The organism is Stenotrophomonas sp. YJH_SMC_120 (assembly GCF_059368675.1).
Genome location: NZ_JCAFRY010000013.1, coordinates 1 through 24,110 on the forward strand (window position 1 = coordinate 1; position 24,110 = coordinate 24,110).

Annotated in this window: 20 protein-coding genes and 1 pseudogene; 11 read left to right on the forward strand and 10 right to left on the reverse strand. The window is 66.7% G+C overall.

Features of this window, described 5'->3' with window-relative positions; translation table 11 throughout:
• Positions 1-253: 253 nt before the first annotated feature.
• Together AC5P60_RS14875 and AC5P60_RS14880 are read right to left on the reverse strand one after the other, a co-directional pair.
• Complete coding sequence (locus tag AC5P60_RS14875) at positions 254-2,359, reverse strand: phosphoglycerol transferase I (RefSeq protein ID WP_111109162.1); 2,106 nt, start codon at positions 2,357-2,359, stop codon at positions 254-256.
• Positions 2,360-2,603: 244 nt separating this feature from the next.
• Positions 2,604-4,250: pseudogene (locus AC5P60_RS14880) on the reverse strand (ABC1 kinase family protein); the annotation flags it as partial.
• A gap of 207 nt (positions 4,251-4,457) precedes the next feature.
• Here AC5P60_RS14880 and AC5P60_RS14885 point away from each other — a divergent pair.
• A complete protein-coding gene (locus tag AC5P60_RS14885) occupies positions 4,458-5,384 on the forward strand; it encodes a DUF808 domain-containing protein (RefSeq protein WP_005411357.1) in 927 nt (308 codons plus the stop codon).
• A 214-nt stretch (positions 5,385-5,598) separates the two neighbouring features.
• Here AC5P60_RS14885 and AC5P60_RS14890 read toward each other — a convergent pair whose 3' ends face one another.
• Positions 5,599-7,137, reverse strand: a complete 1,539-nt coding sequence (locus tag AC5P60_RS14890; RefSeq protein WP_033833889.1) for a GGDEF domain-containing protein — start codon at positions 7,135-7,137, stop codon at positions 5,599-5,601.
• A gap of 106 nt (positions 7,138-7,243) precedes the next feature.
• On the opposite strand from AC5P60_RS14890, the gene AC5P60_RS14895 reads away from it, so the two are divergent.
• The 3 genes from AC5P60_RS14895 to AC5P60_RS14905 all read left to right on the forward strand — a co-directional run bounded on the left by AC5P60_RS14895 (position 7,244) and on the right by AC5P60_RS14905 (position 9,222).
• Entirely contained in the window at positions 7,244-7,879 is a 636-nt protein-coding gene (locus AC5P60_RS14895; RefSeq protein WP_231522943.1) for a Rossmann-fold NAD(P)-binding domain-containing protein, read from the forward strand.
• Positions 7,879-8,586, forward strand: a complete 708-nt coding sequence (locus tag AC5P60_RS14900; protein WP_049454149.1) for a helix-turn-helix transcriptional regulator — start codon at positions 7,879-7,881, stop codon at positions 8,584-8,586. Before AC5P60_RS14895 ends, AC5P60_RS14900 begins: the two co-directional genes overlap by 1 nt.
• A 249-nt stretch (positions 8,587-8,835) precedes the next feature.
• Complete coding sequence (locus AC5P60_RS14905; protein WP_033833887.1) at positions 8,836-9,222, forward strand: VOC family protein; 387 nt, start codon at positions 8,836-8,838, stop codon at positions 9,220-9,222.
• A 125-nt stretch (positions 9,223-9,347) separates the two neighbouring features.
• Here the strand turns inward: AC5P60_RS14905 and AC5P60_RS14910 are convergent, their stop codons facing one another.
• From AC5P60_RS14910 to pdhA, 4 genes are read right to left on the reverse strand one after another with little or no spacing between them, the layout of a single operon-like run.
• Positions 9,348-10,739: a dihydrolipoamide acetyltransferase family protein gene (locus AC5P60_RS14910; protein WP_033833886.1), complete on the reverse strand. Its 1,392-nt coding sequence runs from the start codon at positions 10,737-10,739 to the stop codon at positions 9,348-9,350.
• Positions 10,736-11,089, reverse strand: a complete 354-nt coding sequence (locus AC5P60_RS14915) for an SH3 domain-containing protein (protein ID WP_005411349.1) — start codon at positions 11,087-11,089, stop codon at positions 10,736-10,738. Before AC5P60_RS14915 ends, AC5P60_RS14910 begins: the two co-directional genes overlap by 4 nt.
• A gap of 1 nt (position 11,090) precedes the next feature.
• Complete coding sequence (locus tag AC5P60_RS14920; protein ID WP_005414714.1) at positions 11,091-12,158, reverse strand: alpha-ketoacid dehydrogenase subunit beta; 1,068 nt, start codon at positions 12,156-12,158, stop codon at positions 11,091-11,093.
• Positions 12,151-13,233, reverse strand: a complete 1,083-nt coding sequence (pdhA, locus tag AC5P60_RS14925; RefSeq protein ID WP_005411347.1) for a pyruvate dehydrogenase (acetyl-transferring) E1 component subunit alpha — start codon at positions 13,231-13,233, stop codon at positions 12,151-12,153. Before pdhA ends, AC5P60_RS14920 begins: the two co-directional genes overlap by 8 nt.
• Before the next feature lie 335 nt (positions 13,234-13,568).
• On the opposite strand from pdhA, the gene AC5P60_RS14930 reads away from it, so the two are divergent.
• From AC5P60_RS14930 to AC5P60_RS14945, 4 genes are all read left to right on the forward strand, one after another.
• Positions 13,569-14,444 carry a tryptophan 2,3-dioxygenase gene (locus AC5P60_RS14930; protein ID WP_033833885.1) on the forward strand — a complete coding sequence of 292 codons (876 nt, stop codon included), beginning with the start codon at positions 13,569-13,571 and terminating at the stop codon, positions 14,442-14,444.
• 181 nt (positions 14,445-14,625) lie between these two features.
• Positions 14,626-16,125, forward strand: coding sequence for a peptide MFS transporter (locus AC5P60_RS14935; protein ID WP_005411345.1), 1,500 nt, complete (start codon positions 14,626-14,628; stop codon positions 16,123-16,125).
• A gap of 19 nt (positions 16,126-16,144) precedes the next feature.
• Positions 16,145-16,750, forward strand: a complete 606-nt coding sequence (locus AC5P60_RS14940) for a thioredoxin family protein (protein ID WP_033833884.1) — start codon at positions 16,145-16,147, stop codon at positions 16,748-16,750.
• Positions 16,751-16,972: 222 nt separating this feature from the next.
• The gene (locus AC5P60_RS14945; RefSeq protein WP_033833883.1) at positions 16,973-18,112 is read left to right on the forward strand and encodes a hypothetical protein; all 1,140 of its coding nucleotides are present in this window, start codon (positions 16,973-16,975) and stop codon (positions 18,110-18,112) included.
• 31 nt (positions 18,113-18,143) lie between these two features.
• On the opposite strand, the gene AC5P60_RS14950 is transcribed toward AC5P60_RS14945, so the two are convergent.
• Both AC5P60_RS14950 and AC5P60_RS14955 read right to left on the reverse strand, forming a co-directional pair.
• The gene (locus AC5P60_RS14950) at positions 18,144-19,199 is read right to left on the reverse strand and encodes a PDDEXK nuclease domain-containing protein (protein WP_033833882.1); all 1,056 of its coding nucleotides are present in this window, start codon (positions 19,197-19,199) and stop codon (positions 18,144-18,146) included.
• A gap of 375 nt (positions 19,200-19,574) precedes the next feature.
• Complete coding sequence (locus AC5P60_RS14955) at positions 19,575-20,132, reverse strand: MarR family winged helix-turn-helix transcriptional regulator (RefSeq protein WP_005411341.1); 558 nt, start codon at positions 20,130-20,132, stop codon at positions 19,575-19,577.
• A gap of 66 nt (positions 20,133-20,198) precedes the next feature.
• Between AC5P60_RS14955 and hppD the strand changes: the two genes are divergently transcribed.
• Positions 20,199-21,311, forward strand: a complete 1,113-nt coding sequence (gene hppD / locus AC5P60_RS14960; protein ID WP_005411340.1) for a 4-hydroxyphenylpyruvate dioxygenase — start codon at positions 20,199-20,201, stop codon at positions 21,309-21,311.
• A gap of 85 nt (positions 21,312-21,396) precedes the next feature.
• Complete coding sequence (gene hmgA / locus AC5P60_RS14965; protein ID WP_005411339.1) at positions 21,397-22,695, forward strand: homogentisate 1,2-dioxygenase; 1,299 nt, start codon at positions 21,397-21,399, stop codon at positions 22,693-22,695.
• Positions 22,696-22,779: 84 nt separating this feature from the next.
• Here hmgA and AC5P60_RS14970 read toward each other — a convergent pair whose 3' ends face one another.
• Positions 22,780-23,316 (reverse strand): hypothetical protein, encoded by a 537-nt coding sequence (locus AC5P60_RS14970; protein WP_033833880.1) that lies wholly within the window; start codon positions 23,314-23,316, stop codon positions 22,780-22,782.
• 125 nt (positions 23,317-23,441) lie between these two features.
• Here AC5P60_RS14970 and AC5P60_RS14975 point away from each other — a divergent pair, with 125 nt between their 5' ends.
• Entirely contained in the window at positions 23,442-24,098 is a 657-nt protein-coding gene (locus AC5P60_RS14975) for a hypothetical protein (RefSeq protein ID WP_033833879.1), read from the forward strand.
• Positions 24,099-24,110 lie beyond the last annotated feature (12 nt).

Here is a 24,110-nt window from a genome sequence, read left to right on the forward strand (position 1 = left end):
GCGTGAGCCGCATGGATGCGGCGACCGAGCTTACATGGGTGAGGGCGCTTTGCTTGCGAAGCACTGCTTCGCAAGCGCCCGAACGCACAGCCGCCAGCGGCTGGGCCGGGCCCCGGAAGGGGGACTTGCAGCGTCCCCCGCGACCGGACCCACCCCGCCCAACCACGGAATGCCCGCTGTTGCCGTTGCTTCTGAGGTTGCCGGCCAGCGGCCGGCACTACCACGGGTGCAGGGCGCAGCCCTGCAAAGAGCCCTACCCCCGCGGTCGGCCGCGCGAGGGCACCAGTGCGAACGTGTCCACCGCCAGCTTCTCGGCATGATTCAACCACGCGCGGATCTCCAGATCATCCACTTCATGGTCCAGCCCGAACGACACGTTGATCTTGCCGTTGGCATCGGGCTGCACCCACTGCTGGGCCAGCACCACCTTGCGCTGCGAGGACACCGCCTCGATCCAGAAGCCGCGATCCGGGCGCGTGCTCGCCACCAGCTGCAGCATGTACTGGCCGGCGCGGGTGCGGCGACCCTTCTGGGTGATCATGTGCGCCTGGCGCACGCTCGGGCGCGGGCCCTGGAATGCGTCCAGCGGTGCGTCCACGGCAATGCCGCCACGCAGGTCGTTGTCGCGGTACAGCTTGATGCCGTTGTCACGGTTGACCAGCAGAGCGCACCAGTCGCCATCGGCCGAGCCGTCCTCGAACGCGGTGCAGCGGTCGACATAGGCCAGGGTGTTGTCCGGGTCGGCATCATCAAACTGGCGCGAGGTGTTCTCCAGATACACCGACTTCAATCCCCAGTCCTTGTCGTATTCCAGCAGCACCGGCGGTTGCACGTGCTGCAGGCCGACCACCACCTGGTCGTCGCCGTCGATCCTCAGTTCGCGGGTCGGCTCACCCAGCCACAGCGAGCGGGCGAAGGCGAGGTACTGCGGGTAATCTCGGCCGCCATCACGCTGGGTGGCCACGCTGGCGCTGGGCGCGCGCTGGGTATCGATCAGTGAACGGCCAAAACCCATCGTCTTCAGGTTCGGGTCCAGCAGGCTGAGCAGGGTCGCACCCGAATCCAGGGTGGTGCCGGCGTCGGCGCTGAGCTGCTGCGGCGCAATGCCATCGCCCAGGAACAGCAGCAGGTTCTCGCGCTTCTGCCGGGTCAGGATGTGGGTCAGATCGTTGGGCATCGCTAGGTGGTCGGAGGCGATCACGATCAGCGTGTCCTTGTCGTACGGGCTGGCCTGGATGCGTTCGACCAGCTGCGAGATCAGCCGGTCACTGCACTTGAGCGCGTTGAGCATGTTGATGTTGCCGTACTGGCTCTGGTAGCGCTCGCCCTTGCACGACACCGGCAGATGGCCCGCCGGGTGGTGGGTGTCCATGGTGAGCGTGGTGAGCATGAACGGCGAGCCGGCGCGCGAGAGCTGTTCGAAGCGCTGGTAGGCGGCATCCAGCAGCACGTCGTCGTGCACGCCCCAGGCGGAGTAGTGGATGCGTCCGATCTTTTTCTGCTGCTTGAACCAGGCGAGGTCATGCACTTCGTCAAAACCGTGGCTGGCCAGGAACTGGCCCTTGCCGGCGAACTGGCCGTTGGCCCCGCCCAGGTAATGGTTGGTATAGCCCTGCTGCTTCAGGTAGTCGCCCAGGCACACCGCCTTGGGCAGGAAGCTGCCCATCCGGTCCATGCTGTTCTCATCGCCCTGCGAAGTGGTCAGCGGCACGCCGCACATCGACGACACCAGGCCGGCAATGGTCCAGCCGCTGCCCTCGGCCGAGGCCAGGTTGCGCACGTCCAGCGACTCGGACGCCAGCCGGTTGAGATTGGGCATCAGGCCCGGGAATACGTTTTCGTCCAGGTAGGTGCGCTCCAGGCTCTCGCCGTAGATCCAGACGATGTTGCGCGGGCGCTGCAGCGGCTGCGTCGGTACCTGGTATTCGGGGGCGATGCGGGCGAAGTCGACCGGGCGCAGCTGCTGGTACAGGCGTTGGCCGTCGCGGGCCAGCGGGCTGATCATGATCGTGGCCACCCACACGGCCGCGAAGCCCGCGAACAGCGCGCCACCGTGGCCGGGCCGGCGCCAGCGCTTCACCCGCGTGGCGAACAGCGGCAGCAGCGAGACCAGCGCCAGCACGATGAAGCCGGCGATGTAGCCCTTGAAGTCGGAGACTCCGGCGCCTTCCATGTCGGCGCCGAGGTGGTACAGCGTGGCGGCGTTGAGCCCATCACCGGACAGCTTGTCGATCAGCCACCATGCGCTGAGCGTGAGCAGCAGCAGCGAGAACGCACTGGCCTTCCACCACACCCATTTGCCGGACGCGAGGAACAACCAGCACAGCAGCAACAACGACAGCAGCAGTATCCAGAGCATAGGCAGCTTCGGCAGTGACGGGGTGGTGGTGATGGACGTCGTACCGACGCGTGTCCATCCGACCGGCGCTGCCGCAAGCACATGCATGTGACAGGCCGATGACCCGATAGTGCATGCACGAACCTGACTGAAATGTTTGTTGAAATGACGCGCGCGAAATCGCGCTCAGAAGGTAAAACGAGCGTGAAAGGCTTCGTTGGATTGCATTAAAAACCGCATGAATACGGGTGTTTTCGTAGATTCGCTAGCGATGCCCGCGCTCTTCGCGTGCCCGCGCGCGACGATCGAACAGCAATGCACTGGTCACGATGCCAAGGCCGAGCACTACGCCGATGAACAACAGAATCAGGGCGATGAGCGGGTAGCCGAACAGATGCCAGCCGGTGTCGATCTTCATCATCATCGCGGCGGCCATGATCAATGCCGCGCTGATGATGCCGGCCGCCACGCGGTTGGCGATCTTCTGCAGGTTCTCCATCAGCCGCGATTCTTCCAGGCCCGTCACCTTCATCTGCAGACGGTTCTCGGCCAGCAGCGCCATGATGTCCGACAGCTTGCGCGGCCCATCGCGCAGCAGCTGCTGCAGCTCCATCGCCTCGCTGGCGATGTTGGCTGCCGACAGGGACTTCTTCAGGCGCGCACGCATCACGTGCTGCAGCTGGCGTTCGACGATACGGCGGGTATCCAGGTCCGGTGCCAGCAAGCGGCATACGGTTTCCAGGTTGAGCAGCGCCTTGCCGAGCAGGCTCAGTTCCGGCGGGGTGCGCAGGCCGCAGGCGGTGGCGATGCGCACCATGTCCAGCACCACGCGGCCTTCGGAGAAACTGCCGCTGGCGGCGTAGCGCGCGATCAGCTGGCCGGTCTCGCGCAGGTAGCGCTCTTCGTCGAAGGCCTCCAGCCGCGTGCTGATGCTGATCAGATCGTCGGCTACTTCCTCGCCACGGCCATCGACTGCGGCGAACAGGATCTTCAGCAGCCGCTCGCGAAGGCGCGGCGGCATGTGCGCGACCATGCCCAGGTCGAAGATCGCCAGCCGTCCATCGGGCATCACCCGCAGGTTGCCGGGGTGCGGGTCGGCGTGGATCTCGCCGTGCACGAAGATCTGGTCCAGGTAGCCGCGGATCAGCGCCGCCGCCAGCGGGTCCATCGATTGTTCGGTGCGGCGCACATCGGGAATCGCATCCACGCGCACGCCGGTGGCCAGTTCCATGGTCAGCACGCGCTGGCTGCTGTAGTCCCACAGCGGCTGCGGAATCCACAGGCGGCGGAACGGCTTCAGGTGTCGGCCGAAACGGGCCAGGTTCTCGGCCTCGGCGTGGTAGTCCAGCTCCTGCATCAGGGTCTTTGCGAACTCGTTGAGCCAGTCGCGCAGGCGCACGCGGCGGCCCACCTGGGTCAGGTGGTCGGCGGCCAGCGCGAAGCTGCGCAGCGCCTCCAGGTCCGAGCGAAGTTGTGCAGCCACTTCAGGCTTCTGCACTTTCACTGCCACCTGGCGTCCGTCGTGCAGCACCGCGCGATGCACCTGCGCGATCGAGGCACAGCCCAGCGGTTCGGGATCGAATGAGGCGAACAGCTTGTTCACCGGTGCGCCCAGCTCCTGCTCGACGATCGCATGGATGCGCTCGACCGGAATCTCGGCCACCTTTTCCTGCATGCGCTCCAGGGCTGTGGCGAACTCCACCGGCACCATGTCCGGGCGCGTGGATAGCATCTGGCCCAGCTTGACGAAGGTCGGGCCCAGCGCTTCCAGATCGCTGACGAACTGTTCCGGGTTGCCGTCCGCGGGAACGTCGGCTGGATTGCCTGCGGCATCCAGGTTCATGCCCGAGAACACCCCTGAATGGCGATAGCGCATCAGCAGGCGCAGGATCTGGCTGCGCCGGTTCATGCCTTTGACCAGCGGAGGATTGCCATTGGCGGTGGGCGGATTGCTCAAGCGGAACTCCCATGCGACGAAGACAGGTAGCGCCGGCCACGGGCCGGCGATGTCCGGATTCCGCAGTGTCGCCGGGGGGCGGTGGGCACGCGGTGAATCCGACGTCTTCCGCAGTCCCCACCGGATCGGTCAGAATCCGCTCATTCCCTCTCTGGACTTCCCATGGCCGGTGCCAGCCTGTTCGCCCTGCTCGACGATATCGCCACCCTCCTCGACGATGTCTCGGTCCTGACCAAGGTCGCGGCGAAGAAAACCGCCGGCGTGCTGGGCGACGACCTGGCGCTGAACGCGCAGCAGGTCACCGGGGTCAACGCCAACCGCGAACTGCCGGTGGTGTGGGCGGTGGCCAAGGGCTCGCTGGTCAACAAGGTGATCCTGGTGCCCGCAGCATTGGCGATCAGTGCGCTGGAGGCCTGGTTGCACAGCCGCGGCTGGAACGTGCCGCTGATCGTGCCGCTGATGATGATCGGCGGCGCGTTCCTGTGCTTTGAGGGCGTTGAGAAGCTGGCGCACCGGTTCCTGCACTCGGCCGAGGACGACGCCGAGCATCAGGCCGAGCGGCGCAAGGCGCTGGCCGACGCGCAGGTGGACATGGTGGCGTGGGAGAAGGACAAGGTGAAAGGCGCGATCCGCACCGACTTCATCCTCTCGGCCGAGATCATCGTACTGACCCTGGGCGTGGTCGCCACCGCATCGTTCACCAACCAGCTGGTCACGCTGGCCGTGGTTGCACTGGCGATGACGGTCTTCGTCTATGGGCTGGTGGCGGGCATCGTGAAGCTTGATGACGTCGGCCTGTACCTGTCGCGCAAGGGTGGGGCCGTGGCCGCCTTCGGTCGCGGCCTGGTGGCCTCGGCGCCGTGGCTGATGAAGTTCCTGTCGGTGGCCGGCACCATTGCCATGTTCCTGGTGGGCGGAGGCATCCTGGTGCACAACGTACCGGCGCTGCACCACGCAGTACAGGCGATGGGCGGCGAGGGGCAGTGGGGCTGGCTGGTCAGCGCGGTGGGTAACATGGTGGTCGGCATCATCGCCGGCGCCATCGTGCTCGCGGCCGTGACCGGGTTCCAGAAGCTGCGCGGCAAGTAATCACCGGCGGGTCGCAAGGTAGAGGCCGACCTTGGTCGGCGCTTCGTTTCCTGCGTGTGCCAACCAAGGTTGGCACCTACCAAAGCGGTTCAGGGGGGTCGGGATCATCGCCGGCGGGTTCCCCGGTAGAGGCCGACCTTGGTCGGCGCTTTGTTTGGCGCGCGTGCCAACCAAGGTTGGCACCTACCAAAGCGGTTCGCGACGGGCCGGACGGTCAGCCCGCCTGCACGCGGTTCTTGCCCTGTCGCTTGGCCGCATACAACGCGTCATCCGCACGGCGCAGCAAAGCCTCGGTATCGTCGCCCGGCTGCCATTGCGCCAGCCCGGCGCTGAAGTGCACCGGCACGCGCCGGTCCTGCACGGTCAGCACACGGTGCGCCAGTGAGCGTTGCAGGCGCTGCACGGTGGCCATGCTGTCGGCACCCTGGGTTTCCGGCAGCACCAGCACGAATTCGTCGCCACCCAGCCGTGCGATGCCGTCAGTGGCGCGCAGCAGCAGCCTGCAAACGGCCACCAGGTGCTGCAGCAACGCATCGCCGCCGGCGTGGCCGTGCGCCTCGTTGGTCAGGTGGAAATCATCCAGGTCGATCACCGCCACGCCCAGCGGTGAGTTGTTGCGCGCAGCACGCGCCAGTTCACGCTGCAGCAGTTCGTCCAGGCCGCGGCGGTTCAGCGCCTGGGTCAGCGGATCGATGCGCGCCAGGTCACCGGCGGCACGCAGTTCCTGCTCCAGCTCGGCAATGCGCTGTTCGGCGCGTTCCACTTCCTGCCGCGCATTGGCCAGGTGATCGCGGGCCTGCGCGGCCTGCTGCTGTACCTTGCCGGTGTCGCGCATCACGTCCTGCAGCAGCTGGTTGAGGTCGGCGATGCTACGCGCCTCGCGCAGCTGCAGTGCGTAGCTGCCGATGCGGTCGTGGTATTCGCCGGTGCTGGTGGCCATGCCATCCATGCGCTCGATGAACTCGCCCATCAACCCGCGCATCGCCGCCTTCGAATCGTCGATGCCCTGGCGCAGCAGGCCCTGCTTGTAGATCACTTCGCGCAGTTCGGCACGGGTGCGCTCGACTGCCTCGGCTTCCAGCGGCCCGTCCAGCAGCTGGCGCACCGCCGCGATCTGGCCCTGCAGCCAACTGCGGTCGTCCAGCAGCTCGCTCACGTTTTCCAACAGCAGCGCGAACAGTTCCAGCAGCAGCGCCTGCTGCTCCTGCCAGCTCTCGGCACGCACGCCGACCTGGTGCCCGAGTTCGCGCACGCCCTGTTCGATCGGCTCCAGTGCGGTACCCGGCTGCCACTGGCGCAGGCGCGTGGCCAGCGCCTGCGCTTGTTCGCGCAGATCCGGGTCGTGCTGCAGCAGGGCCACCACCGCGCCACCCAGCAGCAGCCGCAGCTGCTCGGACAGGCGCAGGCTTTCCGGCTGTCCGTCCGGCGAATGCTGTTCGATGGTGCGGATGTACTTGTCGATCAGCTGCCGCATCGCGCGCCCGTAGCGCGGCCAATCGGCACTGGCCTGCGCCGACTGCAGGCGGTCGCCCATGTCACCCAGTTCGCCGGGCAGGGTGGCCATACCGTTGGCGAAGGCGGCCAGCAGCGGTTCCGGCGCGTCGGCGCCGGCGAACAGCTGCTGCAGTGCCACGGCACCACCGCCCTGCAGTACCACGCGGTCGCCCAGCCCATCGTCCACCACCGCGCGCACGCGTGCCGGCGGCCCAAGGGCGGTACCGGGGGCAGGGCGGTGGTCGGGCTGGTCCGTCATGGAGCGAATCCTGGGGGCTGGCAGGGACTGGTTCCAGCATATCGGCGCGGCCGCCGACGGCTTGAACGGCTAGGATGGGCGACAGGATGCCGCAGTGGAGGTGGTGATGCGCGTGATGTTGCTGGGGGCGACCGGCCTGGTCGGCGGGCTGGCCCTGCCCCGGCTGCTGGACGACCCGCGCTGCAGTGACGTGGTGGCGCCCACCCGCCGCCCGTTGGGCATGACCCACGGGAAGCTGGAGAACCCGGTACTGGCCTTCGACGCGTTGCCCACTTCGCCAGCATGGGCGCGCGTGGACGCGGTCATCTGCGCGCTCGGCAGCACCATTGCCCAGGCCGGCAGCCGCGAGGCCTTCCATCGCATCGATCATGACTACCCGTTGGCCTTCGCCCGCCTGGCGCAGGCACAGGGTGCACAGACTTATGTGCTGAATTCCGCGGCCGGCGCCAATCCACAGTCGTCGATCTTCTACAGCCGGGTGAAGGGCGAGCTGGAGCGTGACCTGCGCGCGCTGGGCTTCAACGCGTTGACCCTGGTTCGTCCAGGGCTGATCGGGGGCGAGCGCAACGAGGTGCGTCGTGGCGAGCGCCTGGCCCTGACGATGTTGGGTGCATTGGGGCCGGTGTTGCCACGGGCGTGGCGGATCAACCCGGCGAGCGAGATCGCCAAGGCACTGGTCGAGTCCGCGCTGGCCCCGCAGCCGGGTGAGCACGTGGTTGCATCGAGCGCACTGGTCGGCTGATGTCACGTGCGCTGCGCCTGACCCAGTTGCTGCAGCTGCTGCGCCGCCATCGGCGGCCGGTGGCCGGGCAGACGCTGGCCGAAGCGCTGGGCATCAGCCTGCGCACGCTGTACCGCGATATCGAGACCCTGCGTGAGCAGGGCGCTGACCTGCGTGGCGAGGCCGGCGTTGGCTACCAGCTGGCGCCGAGCGACACCCTGCCACCGATGACCCTGCCGCCGGCCGAGATCGATGCGCTGGTGCTCGGCCTGCGCTGGGTCGCCGCGCGCACCGAGCCGGCGCTGGCCGAGGCCGCACGTGATGCCCTGGCGCGCATCGCGCATGTGCTGCCAGCAGCGCGCCGGGAAGCCTTGCGTGACAGTGGCCTGCGCGTTGGCCCTTCGCGCGCTGCGGCCAAGGTGCCGGCTGCGCGTCTGCAGGCCGTGCGCGAAGCAGTGGGTTCACAGCAGCGCCTGAAGTTCGGCTACGAGGATGCGCACGGCCAGCGCAGCGAGCGCATCGTCTGGCCGTTCGCGCTGGGCTACTTCGATGAGGTGCCGATGCTGGCGGCGTGGTGCGAGAGCCGCGAGGATTTCCGCCATTTCCGTCTGGACCGCATCCGCCAGGCGCGTGTGCTGGAGGATCACTACCTCGTGCCACGCGCCACCCTGCTGCGACGCTGGCAGAAGGCGCAGGGCATCGCACCGGACTGGCTGGACCGTTCGTAGCGTCGGGCTTGCTCGACCGTCCTTGCACTTCGCTTTCTGCTGCTGGTGCGATGGGTTGGCGGCTTTTGCTCTCTGCTCCTGGTAGGGGTCGAGCTTGCTCGACCGCCTTTGATCTTCGCGAACAGCAGTCGAGCAAGCTCGACCTCTACCAGGGCAGTGGCAACAGCAGTCAAGCACGCTCGCCGCTACTGACAGAATCTGTCAGCAGGGCCATACCACCATGAGCGCTCCCAACAACGGAGCTTCCCCATGTTCACGCCCAGCACCCTGCTGCAGTACGTGCGCGACGTCGCCGCCAGCGCCACCTTCTACAGCGGCATCCTCGGCAAGCCGCCGGTCGAGCAGTCGCCCGGCTTTGCCCTGTTCCTGCTCGGCGATGGCGCCGCACTGGGCCTGTGGCAGCGCGACGACGTGCAGCCTCCGGTGTCCGCGCAGGCCGGTGCCGCCGAACTGGCGATGGTGGTCGCCAACCAGGAGGCCGTGCAGCAGATGCACGATGCGTGGCGCGCTCTTGGTGTGGAGATCCTGCAGGCGCCGGTGACGCTGGAGTTCGGCCACACCTTTGTCGGGGCAGATCCTGATGGCCACCGCCTGCGGGTCTACAGCCGTGCTGAAGGCCTGGTCGCGCGCGATTGATCGCCCGCATTGTGTAGATCCACGCCATGCGTGGATGGAGCGCGACGGAGCAGGCACAAAAAAACGCCGGGCTGTGCCCGGCGTTTTTCCAGTGCATGTGCCAACCAACGGTTGGCACCCACCGATCAGCTGGCCAGTGCCAGGTCGTCCATCATCGCGCGCAGGAAGCGGGCGGCTTCGCCACCGGTGGCCGCGCGGTGGTCGAAGGTGACCGACAGCGGGATCACCTTGTGCGCTTCCACGCCGCCCATCACCGGGGTCATCTGGTGGCGGGCACGGCCGGCACCGACGATGGCCACGCACGGCGGCACCACGACCGGGGTCGCGTAGCGGCCGGCGAACATGCCGAAGTTGGACAGCGAGATGGTGTAGCCACTCAGTTCCGAAGCGGCGATCGAACGCGATTCCACCTGCTCGCGCAGGCGATTGACGCCTTCGCGGATGCCGCGTGCGTCGAGCATGTCGGCATTGCGCAGGGCCGGCACGAACAGGCCGTCGTCTGTGTCCACGGCGATGCCGATGTCCACCTGTGCGTGCAGGGTGCGGGTCAGCGCTTCACCGTCGAACCAGGCGTTCATCGCCGGCACCTTCTGCGCGGCGACCACGATCGAACGCACCAGGCGCGCGGTGACGTCGTTGCCCGGCAGCCAGGCGTGGATGTCGGCGTCGTCGTTCAGCGTGGTCGGCACCACCTTGCTGTGCGCATCGGCCATCACGCGTGCCATGTTGCGGCGCACGCCCTTCAGCGGTTCCGGCTGGCCCTTGGCGACCACGCCCGGCGGCTGGGTACGCATCGGCTTGCCGGCGGCGGACAGCGGGGTGCGGGCTTCGCTCTGCACCGGGGCAGACACCTGCGCCGGGACCGGCGCGGCATAGGCAGCAGCGGCAACCGGTGCCGGAGCAGCGCCGAGCTTGGCGGTGCCGTTGGCGGCGGCCTGCTTGACGTCGGACATGGTGACCGCGCCATCGGTCCCGGTAGCGGCCACGCGGCTCAGGTCCACGCCCAGCTTGCGCGCCATCGCACGCACGGCCGGCACGGCCTTGACGCCACCGACGGCCAGCGCCTGTTCGGCATGCACGGCGTTGGAGCTCTGCATGGCGCCGACCACGGTACCGGCGTCGTCACGCTCGGCGGCGGCCGGCTTGGCTTCCTCCGCAGCGACCGGCGCAGCCGGCAGCGGCGGCGGGGTCGGTGCGGCAGCCGGCGTGGCCGGTGCGGCATGACCATGGCTGTGGCCGGTGTCCTGGCCGTCGGCACGCTGCGGCAGGTTCGGGTCCAGTTCGAAGCTGGCCAGCACCGAACCGGTCGGGATGATGTCGCCGGCACCGCCGGACAGCTTCAGCACCTTGCCGGAGAACGGCGAGGGCACTTCCACCACGGCCTTGGCGGTCTCCATCGACACCAGCGGCTCGTCCAGCTTGATCACATCGCCTTCCTTGACGAACCACTCGACGATGGTCGCGTCCGGCAGGCCTTCGCCCAGGTCGGGCAGGTTGAAGTTCTTGGTCTGGCTCATTTGCAGTTCTCTTCCAGCAGTTCCAGTTCGCGGGCCGGCAGCCAACCCGTCGCGCCATTGGCGCGCTCGGACCACCACCACCCGCCGTGTTCGTGATGAAGCTTCACCATCTCGCCGCTTTCCACATCCAGCTCGCGGGCGTCGTAGTCGCACAGCGCTTCGGCGCGACCCTCGTCCAGCAGCTGCAACCAGGCGATGGGCGCCCAGCCAGCGCGCCCATCGTTGGTGCGTACCCAGGCAAACGCCGGCCATTCCTCGTCACGGACACCTACTTCGACGATCTGGCCGGTGTGGAACCGGAGCGGGTTGGGATACTGGCTGCGGTAAGCCCCCAGAAGGCGGGCCCGCATGTCAGCCGGCCGCCACCGCGCGCTTGGCCGCAGCCACGATCCGCTCAACGCTCGGCAGGTACTTCATTTCCAGGCGGAACAGCGGAATGTGGGTGTCGTAGCCAGTGACGCGCTCGACCGGGGCCAGCAGGTCGTAGATCGATTCCTCGGCCAGGCGCGCGGCGATCTCGGCGCCGAAGCCCGCGGTTTTCGGGGCCTCCTGCACGATCACGCAGCGGCCGGTCTTGGCCACCGATTCGGCGATGGTGGCGAAGTCCAGCGGACGCAGCGTGGCCACATCGATGACTTCGGCACTGATGCCTTCGCCGGCCAGCTTGTCGGCCGCTTCCAGCGCTTCCTTCACCTGCGCGCCCCAGGTCACCAGGGTCACGTCGGTGCCATCGCGCAGCACAAAGCAGACGTCCAGCGGCAAGGCTTCGCCGTCGTTGACGACCACTTCCTTGTACTGGCGGTAGATGCGCTTGGGCTCCATGTAGATCACCGGATCCGGTTCGCGGATCGCGGCCAACAGCAGGCCATAGGCACGCTGCGGCGACGACGGCAGCACCACGCGCAGGCCCGGCACGTTGGTGAAGATCGCCTCGTTGGCTTCGCTGTGGTGTTCCGGCGCGCGGATGCCACCGCCCCACGGCACGCGCAGCACCATCGGGCAGTGCAGGCGGCCACGCGTGCGGTAACGCAGGCGTGCGGCGTGGCAGACGATATGGTCGACCATCGGGTACATGAAGCCATCGAACTGGGCTTCGGCCACCGGCTTCATGCCCTGCGCGGCAAGACCAATCGTCAGGCCGGCGATGGTGGTTTCATCCAGCGGGGTGTCGAGGATGCGGTCCGAGCCGAAGCGCTGCTGCAGACCGGCAGTGGCGCGGAACACGCCGCCGTTGACGCCCACGTCTTCGCCCAGCACCAGCACCGACGGGTCGTGTTCCAGCTCCCAGGCCAGCGCCTGGGTGATGGCTTCGATGAGGGTGATCGGGGTGGTGGTCATGCTCTCTTCTCCGCGCGCGACCGCAGCGCTGTCGGCGGCGTTGGTGTGCGCGCCGGGCGCGCCGTTCTTGATCTCATCCATGGCGCTTCTCCAGGGCGATCGCCTGGGCACGCTGGGCCAGCAGGTCCGGCGGCGGATCGGCATACAGGAAGTCGAACATCGCCTCGACCGGCTGCACCGGCGTGTTGAGGTACAGGTTCACTTCCTCGTCCACGCGCGTGCCGCACTCGGCGACCCAGGCGGTTTCCTCTTCTTCGCTCCACACACCGGCGTTGATCAGGTACTTGCGCAGGCGCAGCATCGGCTCGCGCTGCCAGGCATCCTTCACTTCGGCGTCGTCGCGGTAGCGGCGCGCGTCATCGGCGGTGGTGTGGTCGGACAGGCGGTAGGTCATCAGTTCCAGCACGGTGCCGCCGTCGCCGGCCAGCGCACGTTCGCGCGCCTGCTCCATGGCCGCCAGCACCGCGATCAGGTCGTTGCCGTCCACCTGCAGGCAGTGCAGGCCACCGGCCAGGCCCTTCTGCGCCAGCGTTTCGGCACCGGTCTGGGCCGAACGCGGAACCGAGATGGCCCAACCGTTGTTGACGATGCACAGGATCAGCGGGAGCTTGTAGGCGCCGGCCGAATTCAGTGCTGCGTAGAAGTCGGTCTTGGAGCTGCCGCCGTCGCCGCACACCGCCACGGCGATCTGCGGTTCCTTGTTGAGCTTGAACTTCAGCGCGGCGCCTGCGGCATGCAGGCACTGGGTGGAGATCGGCACGCAGAACGGGAAGTCCTTGGCCGCGTTGCCGCCGTAATCGTTGCCGCGTTCGTCGCCGCCCCAGTACATCAGCACGTCGTGCGGGCGCACGCCACGCATGAACATCGCGCCATACTCGCGGTACGAAGGCGCGAACACGTCGTCCTTCTGCATCGCCGCGCCGATACCCACGTGTGCGGCTTCGTGGCCCAGGCAGGCGGCATAGGTGCCGAGCTTGCCGGTGCGCTGCAGTGCGATGGATTTGCTGTCGAACGTACGTACGAACAGCATCTGCTTGAACAGCGGTACCAGGACCTTGGGGTCGCGCAGCGACGCGGGCAGGTCATCGCGGACGAGTTTGCCGTCCGTATCCAGGTACTGCAGGTATTCGATCTTGAATTCAGCGGCAACCGTCATTGCGTACTGCACCTTCGACAGAGAAGTTACAAATGATATGAATCGCCATGTTAAGGAACGCGTACGGAATAGCCTTCCTGCGCCGCAACACGGGGATTCCCCGTTTTACCCCTGCCGGCGGGTGGGGGGCCAATAACAACAACGTATTCAGTCGTTGCTGCAAAGCATCAGAATACGCCTCAGGCTGACCACCAGTACAACGGCCTGGACGGTTCCACGCGCAGGCCTGCGATCGGCCGATGCTCCACGGCCAACCGCACGCCCCGGTATGGACCCGGCGGCTGCCAGCGCGGCGGCAACGCGCTACCCTTGCCGCCCCCGATCTGGTCCCGCCCATGTCCGTCGACAACAACCAACGCGATCTTGAAGCCGGCATCCACACCGACCTGCAGGGACGCCTCACCTACGGCGGCTACCTGCGGCTGGACCAGCTGCTCAGCGCGCAGCAGCCGCTGTCCAGCCCGCCGCACCATGACGAGATGCTCTTCATCATCCAGCACCAGACCTCGGAGCTGTGGCTGAAGCTGCTGGGCCATGAGCTGCGTGCCGCAATCGGCTTCCTGCAGCGCGATGAAGTCTGGCAGTGCCGCAAGGTGCTGGCGCGCAGCAAGCAGGTGCTGCGCCAGCTGACCGAGCAATGGTCGGTGCTGGAAACCCTGACCCCGTCCGAATACATGGGCTTCCGCGACGTGCTGGGCCCGTCGTCGGGCTTCCAGTCGCTGCAGTACCGCTACATCGAGTTCCTGCTGGGCAACAAGAACGCGCAGATGCTGCAGGTGTTCGAGCACGACCCGGCCGGGCAGGCGCAGCTGCGCACCGTGCTGGAGGCGCCCAGCCTGTACGAGGAATTCCTGAAGTACCTGGCCCGCTTCGGCCATGCCGTGCCGGCGGTCTACGAGGCCCACGACTGGACCCAGCCGCACGTAGCCGACGACGCCCTGCAGCCGGTCTTCGAACGCATCTACCAGGACACCGACCGCTACTGGCGCGAGTACGCGCTGTGCGAGGACCTGGTGGACCTGGAGACCGCCTTCCAGCTGTGGCGCTTCCGCCACATGCGCACGGTGATGCGGGTGATCGGCTTCAAGCGCGGCACCGGTGGCTCGTCCGGCGTGGGCTTCCTGGCCAAGGCATTGGAGCTGACCTTCTTCCCCGAGCTGTTCCAGGTGCGCACCAGCCTGCAGGCCGCGCCCCCGGCCGAACAGGGCTGATCCGTATTCAGCTTGGATCTCGGCCGGCGGCTGGATCGTTTCAGATGCAAGTTCAGCGAGCAGGCTGGCACCTGCCTCAAACGGCGTGTATTTGACGTGAACGCCAGAAGTCGGTGATCCTCGCGCGTTGCTCCAACTGCACACCGGACGTGCTCGTCATCCACCGAACCAGGAAATCCGCATGAGCGTAAACGCCACTGCGAACACCCCAGAGCCGGCACTGCCGGACTTCAAGACCACGCTGGGCCACCCGCGCCCGTTGTGGATGCTGTTCATGACCGAGTTCTGGGAACGCTTTGCGTTCTACGGCATCCGCTGGGCCTTGGTGCTGTACATCGTTGCCCAGTTCTACAACGGCAGCGCTGCCGGTGAAGGCGACGCCAGCCGCATCTACGGCGCCTACCTGGCCCTGGTGTACGCCGCGGCGATCTTCGGTGGCTACGTGGCCGACCGGGTACTGGGCTACCAGCGCTCGATCCTGACCGGCGCGATCATCATGGCCGCTGGCCTGTTCATGATCTCGCTGCCGCAGGAGCACATCTTCAAGCTCGGCCTGGCCACGATCATCGTCGGCAACGGCCTGTTCAAGCCGAACATCTCGACCATGGTCGGCAAGCTGTACGGGCTGAAGGACGAGCGCCGCGATTCGGGCTTCACCATCTTCTACATGGGCATCAACATCGGCGCGATGATCGCCCCGGTGCTGACCGAGTACCTGGCCCGCAAGGTGTTCGGTACCGACGCGATGCCGTCCTACAAGGTCGTGTTCATCGCCTCGGGCGTGGGCATGCTGATCTCGCTGGTGTGGTTCTACATCGGTCGTGCCGGCCTGAAGGGCATCGGTGCACCGCCGGCCGGCGCTGAAGGTTTCGGCCGCATCATCATGGTGCTGGCCGGTGCCGTGGTCGCCATCCCGGTCGCGTACTTCCTGCTGGCCACCGGCGCCACCGCGCTGGCTTGGATCCTGGGTGCGATGTTCACCGCGCTGGCCGTCCTGCTGCTGGTCGAGGGCATCCGCGAAGGCAAGGTGCAGCGCGACCGCGTGATCGCCATGCTGATCATCTTCGCCTTCAACGTGATGTTCTGGATGTTCTTCGAACAGGCCGGCAGCTCGTTCACCTTCCTGGCCGAGAACATCGTCAACCGCCAGTTCGGTGACTGGACCTTCCCGACCGCGTGGTTCCAGTCGGTCAACTCGGTGGCGATCATCACCCTGGCCCCGGTGATCGCCTGGATCTGGGTGGCCATGGGCCGCGCCAATCCGTCGATCCCGCGCAAGTTCGGCCTGGGCCTGCTGTTCAACGGCGCCGCCTTCGCGCTGCTGATGTTCGCCCTGTCGCAGATGGTCGTGGACGGCAAGATCCCGTTCTGGACCCTGTTCATGGTCTACGTCATCCAGTCGGTGGGTGAGCTGTGCCTGTCGCCGATCGGCCTGTCGATGGTGACCAAGCTGGCCCCGGTGCGCCTGGTCGGCTTCGGCATGGGCGGCTGGTTCCTGTCCACCGGCATCGGCAACAACCTGTCGGGCATCTTCGCTGGCGTGGTCAGTGGTGAAGGCGGCATGACGGTCGAGTCGGCCCTGAAGGGGTATACCTTCGGGTTCTGGGCCCTGATCGGCTCCGGCGTGGTGCTGTTCCTGATCGCCCCGCTGATCAACAAGCTGATGCACGGCGTCAAGTAATGATGAGAGGGTAGAAGGCATGCGTAGCAAGCTCGGTACTGCGGTAGTGGTGGTCTGTGCGGCGCTGATCGGCGCCTGTTCCCAACCGCAACCGCCTGCCACCGCCGAGCCCACGCAGCCCCTGGATACCCGACCCACCGAGCCACCGGTCGCTGACCCCAGCGAACCGGTGGCCTCGGGCAACACCCCGGTGGCGGCAGACATCGCCGCCATCGCCGGGCTCGGTGCGCAGTTCGACCCGGCCCGCAACCCCGCCGATGACCTGGCCACCGCCAAGGTGGAAGCCCAGCGGGGCAAGAAGCGCATCCTGCTGGAGGTCGGCAACGCCGCCTGCGAGCGCTGCCGCGCGCTGGACGATGTGGTGGAAGGCAACGGCGACCTGCGTCGCTTCCGCGATGCCCACTACGTGTGGGTGAAGGTCAACGCCAGCGACGAGCAGCCCAACACCGCCTTCTTCGCCCAGTTCCCGGTGATGGAGCGCGACTACCCATACCTGCTGGTACTCGATGCCGATGGAAGCCTGCTGGTCTCGCAGGCCACCGGCGAACTGCGCAGGGGCGAAGCCTTCCAGCCGGCACGGGTGAGCGCGTTCCTGAAACAATGGGCACCTGACAAACCGGAATAGGGGTAGTGCCGGCCGCTGGCCGGCAGGGGTGGGCCGACCGCTGACCGCCATCTCCGGTGGGTGCCGACCGTTGGTCGGCACAGAAGTGCATCCACGCATGGCGTGGATCTACTGTGGTTGCGGTCACATTCCCGGAATCGGCATCTCAATATCGCAACGCGCTCGCCGTTACCGGCAAGGACCTCAGTCGACATCCCGTCGATGCAACCTTCCGGAACGCCCATGCACAGCGACCACGCCGAACGACTGCCCGAATCCGCCAGTGAGTTGGCCGAGGGTGGAGCAGGCGAGGGCGTAACCTTGCCGCCGCAGGAGGCGCTGCTGGATGACACCGGAACCGGCGAGGCCACCGTCGACCTGGCGCCGCCGCGTCATCGCCTGCCGCAGATCGCGCTGCCCGACAACGTGGTGCTGAAGGGGGCGGTGCAGACGCTGGTCGAGCAGAAGTCCCGGCTTGATGCGCTGGCCGCCGATGGCCAGCTGGCCGGGCTGCTGCCACCGGAGTGGCAGGGGCACGGCGTGCGTGCGATCGAGCTGTCCACCTTCATCCAGGGCGTGCTGCCGTTCCTGCAACCCGGCGAACGTGGCGAAACCGCGCCCGCGCGCCTGCCGGTGCGCCATGTGCTGGGAGACGACAGCCGCTGGGGCCTGGACGATGTCGCCGAACCGAAATCGCTGGCCTGGTACCTGGCCAGCGACGAACGCGCCACCGCTGGCAGCAAGGACGTGGCCGAGGCCTATCTGGTGGGTGCGCTGGGACTGGCGTGGATGCAGGAAGGGCGCAGCCGCCCCGGCTTCCTGCGCGCGATGGGGCAGGACAGCCTGGCCGCGCGGGTGACCATGCTCGGCTACCCGCCGGCCAACGAACTGGCGCTGTACAGCGTCACCGCGCATGGGCAGCAACAGATCTGGTGCGTGCATGGCCGCCGTCGCATGCGCCCGCTGGTGGCGCCGTGGCTGAGCGTGCCGGTGCTGACCGCGTATGGCGTGCCGGCGCCGGTCGCGTGGCCGTCCAGTTTCCCGCCGGTGGAGGCCGTGGCCGAGCTGCTGGCGACCGCACGGCAGGGGCGCGCGCTGCCGGAAGTGGACCTGGCCAAGGCGGTGGCGAAGATCGCCGAGGACGCTGCCTCGGAAGCCTGGCAACCGGTCAGCCTGCTGCAGCTCAATACCTGGTCACCGCGTTGGCATTTCTTCCTGGGCACCTTCGTCGGCCTGCCGTCGCTGCTGCTGGTGGCGGCAGCGCTGGCGCTGCCGGGGGCGGTCGAAGCAGCCACGGTTGCGGCTTCCCTCGGCTTCGCCGGTGGTGCCATCGCGGCGCTCGCGGTGCCGTGGATCCATGCACGGCGCAAGCATCTGAGCTGAAGCATGAACGCCATCCGCGCGTGGCGTAGATCTACGGGAGGCCGGGCGCCGCGGTCTGCAGCTGCTGCCGCGCCCGCTCCATGGCAGTCTGCAATCTTTGCTTGAGGACCTCCCGGGAGGGCAGCGTGGTCAGGTACTCCGCAACATGGATGCCTGAGCGATCCAGCTCCAGCAATTCAATCTGGCCCGCTTTCTTCCCTGTGCAGAGGATGATGCCCAACGGCGCCTGCTCGCCGTCCTCACGTTCGTACCGGTCCAGCCAGCGCAGATAGAGTTCCATCTGTCCCTTGTAGGCCGGCTTGAACTCGCCGATCTTCAACTCGATGGCAATTAGTCTGCGCAGGCGCCGGTTGTAGAACAGCAGGTCCAGGTGGAAGTCATCGCCGTCGATCTGGATGCGCTTCTGGCGGGCGACGAAACTGAAGCCCGTGCCAAGTTCAAGCAGGAAGCCCTGCATCTCGCGAAGGATCGCGGTTTCAAGGTCCTGCTCGTCCCAGCTGTCCTTGAGGCCAAGAAAGTCCAGTACGTAGGGATCACGCAGTACCAGCCCTGGAGACAGCTGCTGGTTGCCGCGCAGTGCCGCCAACTCTTCGGCGATGGTCTGCTCTGGCTGACTGGAGAGTGCCGTGCGCTCATACAGCATCGAATCGACGCGCTGGCGCAGCGTACGTACACTCCAGCCCTCGGTGGCGGCCATCTGTGCATAGAAGTCGCGCTTGAGTGGGTCCGCCAGTGGGATCAGCGCGATGAAATGGGTCCAGCTCAATTGTCGTATCAGCGATACGACAATCTGCTCGTCTGCAAATGCGATGGAGAACTGCACCATCCGGCGCAGGCTCTTCTCACCGAAGGATGTGCCGAACTCGGCAGACAACGCCTTGGCGATCCGGGTGAAGAGAACCTCGCCGTAACGCGCACGCTGCCCCGCCATCTGGTCAACATGGATGCGACGACCGATTCGCCAGTACAGCAGCGTCAACTCGGCGTTGATGGACCTGTGCATCCTGCTGCGCGCTGCGCAGATCAGCTCTCTGAGATCGGCCAGCAATTCCTGGCCATGCGGCGACGTTGAACGCGAGTCATCCATGAGGGAGCCCGTTCGATGTGGATGGCCGGGCTGATACCCGTTGAACGTTTACCGTCCGGCCGCACACGTGAGCAGTCCAATAGGAGAATTCACTGGATCAGCCCGTTCCGATACACCAGCCTGGCGGAAACGGGCCGTATCGGGCCAATGCGGAAATGCCGCTGGGCGAAGGCGACACTTCAGGACGGGATCTGCGGAAGGTGAATGCGTCCGATGGCATCGTTCGCGGTCGGTCCGCAGTCCGCCAAGAAGCGGGTCCCGTCAGATCAAAGGGGGCGGACGGCAATCGCCCAGCCACTGTTCCGCTACCGGCCGGGGTCGGCACCCGCGACTTGGGGCCCAAAACGACTTAATCCCCTCCGTCCCCTTTTTCTTTTAGACCCCTTCGCCCATCCGCTCCAGGCCTTCGCCGGCCAGGCGCAGGATCAGCTTCTCCAGCACCTGCTCTTCCTCTTCGCTCAGCACCGACATCAGCTTGCGGGTGATTTCGATCACCATCGGCGCGATGGTCTCGTACACCTCAAAGCCGGCTGCCGACAGCGCCAGCACCGAGCGGCGGCGGTCGTCGCCGTGGGTCTCGCGCTTGATGAAGCCGCGCTCCAGCAGGCGGGCCACGGCACGGCTGACCGCCACCTTGTCCATCGCCGTGCGGTCGGAGACCTCGCTGGCCGAGGAGCCCGGGTACAGCGCCAGGATGGTGATCACCCGCCATTCGGGAATCGCCAGACCGTAACGATCGCCGTATAGCTTGGCGATGTTGCCGCTGACCCGGTTGGACAGCACGCTCAGCCGGTACGGCAGGAACTGTTCCAGGTCGAGCAGGACGTGCGAGGAACGCAGGCGGGTCGAAACGGGATCGGCGGGGCTCATGTTGCGGTGCACCTTGCTGGTGGTTTCAAGTGTAACTATAAGGGGTAGGTCCAGACCCTGCATTCTCGCCGGGTCCCTACCTGCCCGCACCTGGTTTGTACCGATGCGGTACCGATTCGGAGCCACGCCATGAATACCGCAGTCCCGACCGCCTCGCATCCCAACCCCGGCATGCAGGTCACCACCTTCGAGAACCCGATGGGCATCGACGGCTTCGAGTTCGTCGAGTTCGCCGCCCCGGCCGGCCGTGGCCAGGAGCTGCACGAGTACTTCCGGAAGATGGGCTTCAGCGCGGTGCTTAAGCACAAGCAGCGTCCGATTACCGTCTATCGCCAGGGCGACGTCAACTTCCTGGTCAATGAGGACCCCGATTCGTTCGCCGCCGACTTCGCCGAGAAGCACGGTCCGTGCGCCTGCGGCTTCGCCATCCGCTTCAAGAAGCCGGGCCAGGAGGTCTACCAGACCGCGCTGGGCAACGGCGCCGAAGCCATCGCCTTCAAGCCGGACAGCAAGGCGGTCAGCGCGCCGGTCATCAAGGGCATCGGCGACTGCATGCTGTACCTGGTCGATCGCTACGGCAGCGCCGGCAGCATCTATGACGGCGACTACGAGCCGATCGCCGGTGCCGACCTGCACCCGGTGGGCTTCGGCCTGACCTTCATCGACCACCTGACCCACAACCTGTATTTCGGCAACATGCAGCAGTGGTCGGACTACTACGAGCGCCTGTTCAACTTCCGCGAGATCCGCTACTTCGACATCAAGGGCCTGAAGACCGGCCTGGTGTCCAAGGCGATGACCGCGCCGGATGGCATCGTGCGCATCCCGCTGAACGAATCGTCCGACCCGAAGAGCCAGATCAACGAATACCTGGACGCGTACAAGGGCGAGGGCATCCAGCACATCGCCTGCTTCACCGAGAACATCTACGAGACCGTCGAAGCGATGCGCGCGCAGGGCGTGGACTTCCTCGATACGCCGGAGACCTACTTCGACGTGATCGACCAGCGCGTGCCGAACCACGGTGAAGACGTGCCGCGCCTGGCGAAGAACAAGATCCTGATCGATGCCGATCCGGAAACCCACCAGCGCAAGCTGCTGCAGATCTTTACCCAGAACTGCATCGGCCCGATCTTCTTCGAGATCATCCAGCGCAAGGGCAACGAAGGCTTCGGCGAAGGCAACTTCACCGCACTGTTCGAGAGCATCGAGCGCGACCAGATCCGCCGCGGCGTGCTGTAAGGTCTGCAGGCAATGTCGGCGTCCCGCCGGCATTGCCTGTCCGAATGGTCGTGCCGGCCGCTGGCCGGCAATCTCTGGAGTTCCCATGTCCCCCGCCATCACCGCCCGCGGCTACCAGTCCGGCTTCGGCAACGAATTCGCCACCGAGGCCGTTGCCGGCGCGCTGCCGGTCGGGCAGAACTCACCGCAGAAGGTGGCCCACGGCCTGTACGCCGAACAGTTGACCGGCACCGCCTTCACCGCGCCGCGTGGCAGCAACCGCCGCAGCTGGCTGTACCGGATCCGCCCGGCGGTGACCCATGGCGAGTTCACCCCGTTCGCGCAGTCGCAGCTGCAGTGTGATTTCGGCGCACAGCCGGCTTCACCGAACCAGCTGCGCTGGAGCCCGCTGCCGCTGCCGGAGCTGCCGACCGATTTTGTCGAAGGCCTGTACACGATGGGTGGCAACGGCTCGCCCGATGCGCATGCCGGCGTGGGCATCCACCTATACGCTGCCAACCGCGACATGGTCGGCCGCTACTTCTACGACGCCGACGGCGAGCTGCTGATCGTGCCGCAGCTGGGCGCGCTGCGCCTGCTGACCGAGCTGGGCGTGATCGAGATCGAGCCGCAGCAGATCGCGGTGATCCCGCGCGGCGTGCGCTTCCGCGTTGAACTGCCCGATGGCCCCAGCCGCGGCTATATCTGCGAGAACTACGGTGCGCTGCTGAAGCTGCCCGACCTCGGCCCGATCGGATCCAACGGCCTGGCCAATCCGCGCGACTTCGAGACGCCGCATGCGGCGTTCGAGGACGTCGATGGCGATTTCGAACTGATCGCCAAGTTCGAGGGCCGCCTGTGGCGTGCGCCGATCGACCATTCGCCGCTGGACGTGGTGGCCTGGCACGGCAACTACGCGCCGTACCGCTACGATCTGCGCCGCTTCAACACCATCGGTTCGATCAGCTACGACCACCCGGATCCGTCGATCTTCCTGGTGCTGCATTCGCCCAGCGACACCCCGGGCACCAGCAACATGGACTTTGCGATCTTCCCGCCGCGCTGGCTGGTGGCGCAGAACACGTTCCGTCCGCCGTGGTTCCACCGCAACATCGCCAGTGAGTTCATGGGCCTGGTGCATGGCGCCTACGATGCCAAGGCCGAAGGCTTCGTCCCGGGTGGCGCATCGCTGCACAACTGCATGAGTGGTCACGGCCCGGATGCGCCGACCTTCGACAAGGCGTCCAATGCCGATCTGTCCAAGGCCGATGTGATCAAGGACACGATGGCCTTCATGTTCGAGACCCGCGCAGTGATCCGCCCGACCGCACAGGCGCTGGCCGCTGGCCACCGCCAGGGCGATTACCAGCAGTGCTGGAATGGCCTGCGCAACAACTTCCGCTGACCCTAGAAAGGGGACGGAGGGGATTAAGCCGCAATCAGCACACGTGTGCCTGAAACGACTTAATTCCCTCCGTCCCCTTTTTCTTCAGGCGACCTCGGCGAACGCGTCGCAATGCTCCAATGGCAACGCCTCCAGCAGGCGCTGCCGTACGCGCTGGCAATAGCCATCCGAAGTGAGCGTGGGCAGCAGCTGCATTGCCGACTGCAGTCGCTGCAGCACCTCGTCCTCCGCACGCGCTTGCTGCAGGTCGCGGAACAGCGCCGCCGCCTGTGGATGCCGCTGCATTTCCAGGATGCCCAGCACGTAGATGCGCGCTGCCACCAGTGAGCGCCGGCGTTCGACCGCGGGTGCAGCAGGTGTCGCTGCCGGCGGCGCGGGCACCGGCGCTACCGCGGCTGCGGTCGACGGTGCTGGGGTCGTGGCGCCCGTGCCGGTGCTCAGGTACCCCGCCTGTACCAGCTGGATGACCATCGCCGGTGCTTCCTGGCCGAGCAGACCGGTCAGGTCGGCGACGGTACGCTGGCCGTCGCACAGGATCAGCAGCCGGCGCTGGCGCATGTCCAGCGGCGCGCGGTGGGCCTGCAGCGCGGTTCGGGCGAGATCGGTCTTGCGCGGTTGCATGGAAGGGACGGCCAGGTCGGTGCTCGCCGAGCCTGAACGAAGGCGATGAAACCGCGATGACAATGCAGCGCCTGCACACCGGATGGGCTAGCGTGCAGCCATCCTTGTGCCAGGGAACCGCACCGATGAAGCACCTTCCGCTTGCTGGTCTGTTGCTCCTTTCGCTCACCGCCTGCAGTGCTGGCCCCGACAAGCAGGGGGCGGCCGGCAGCGGCAGCGACACCCCGGCGGAAACCGCCTCGGCGACCGGACCCGCGCAGTCGACGGATCCCGACCTGGCCACCCGTCCAGCCAATGACCGTCGCGAGGACAGTCCCGCGCGCCTGGATGGCTTCGCTGGGGCGAAGCTGGGTGCCGGCATCGCCGAGGTCCGTGCCGGCTTCGGCACGCCGCTGCAGGGTCTGGGCACCGATGCGGCCGGCAAGCCACTGCCGGCTGACGACAGCAACGACGGCTGCTACTTCCTGCGCCCGCAGGATGCCGAAGATCCGCGCCTGATGATCGAGGGCCGCAAGCTGGTGCGCTACGACGTGCGCAGCGCCGCCATCACCGCACCGGGCGGTGGCAAGGTCGGCATGACCCTGGGTGAGCTGCAGGTGCTGTATCCCGAGCGCGCGGACGTCGGCCCCGACAAGTATGACGAGAAGGCCCAGCACCTGCGCGTGCGCCCGGCGCAGGAGGGCGGGACGGTGATCGACTTCGCACTCGGTGCCGATGGCCGGGTGGGTGCCTGGCGCGTCGGACAGACCCCGCAGGTCGATTATGCGGAAGGCTGTGGCTGATCCTTGATCCAC